This is a genomic window from Neobacillus fumarioli NBRC 102428 (assembly GCF_001591485.1).
Classification (GTDB): Bacteria; Bacillota; Bacilli; order Bacillales; family Cytobacillaceae; genus Neobacillus; species Neobacillus fumarioli.
In genome coordinates, this window is sequence record NZ_BCUZ01000258.1 from 1 (window position 1) to 871 (window position 871).

Below are 871 nucleotides of genomic sequence, written 5' to 3' on the forward strand. Positions count from 1 at the left end.
CCCCATGGAGAACGTCTTGTCCCAATGGTGGAGGAAGTGATCAATCATCATGGGATAGTACCGAAACAAGTCATCGGTGATACGGCTTATGGCACAGGTGAAAATCGCCAGAAAATAAAAGAGATGCAGATTTTACTGACCGCTCCTATACAAAAAAATTCAAATCCAACGGGATTGTTAGAGCCCGATTGGTTTGTTTATGATGCAAAATTGGATGAAGTCACCTGCCCTCTAGGGAACACGACCTCTAAAAAAGTTCGAAATAACCCGAGTCAGGGATATCAATACAAATTCGAAGCGAACACCTGTAAAGCTTGCCCAATGTTTGAACAATGTACGACCAATAAAAATGGTCGAACCGTTTTTATCAGTGATTATTATGAAATCATGGAACAAGGAAAATCTTATAATCAAACCAAAGCCGGAAAGAGTGCATTAACTGCCCGGTATGATGTGGAAAGAACGAATCATGAAGCTGCCAACCATCATGGTCTAAGGAAACCAAGAACAAGAGGGAGAGAAAAATTAAGGATTACGTCCAAATTGACGGCCATGGTAATCAATTTGAAAATTATGGTAAAGGAATTAGCTGAACCCATCAAGCCCTTTTATCGTTTCAAAAAATGCGAGAATCGGGTGAAGGCCCCCGTCTGCCCAAATTAGGGAAATCGGGGCAAATAGAAGGCCATGGAAAGGGAAGATTCACAAAAAACAAGAAAAGCTTGTGAAAAGACCCGATAAAATTCACAAAGTATGTGAAATAAGGGTTAGAAGCGGAATAAACTACAAATAAATCGACAGTCTCGGTTTTCCGCTTAAATAACCAAAAAGGCCTTAAAATCATAAAAATGTATAGTTTAACTGAAAAAAA

1 protein-coding gene is annotated in these 871 nt (G+C 39.4%); it reads left to right on the top strand.

Annotation, left to right across the window (positions count from 1 at the left end; all coding sequences use genetic code 11):
• Positions 1-663: transposase (locus BFU02S_RS15980; protein ID WP_174520357.1), on the top strand; the 663-nt coding region annotated here is incomplete at its 5' end.
• Between the last annotated feature and the right edge of the window lie 208 nt (positions 664-871).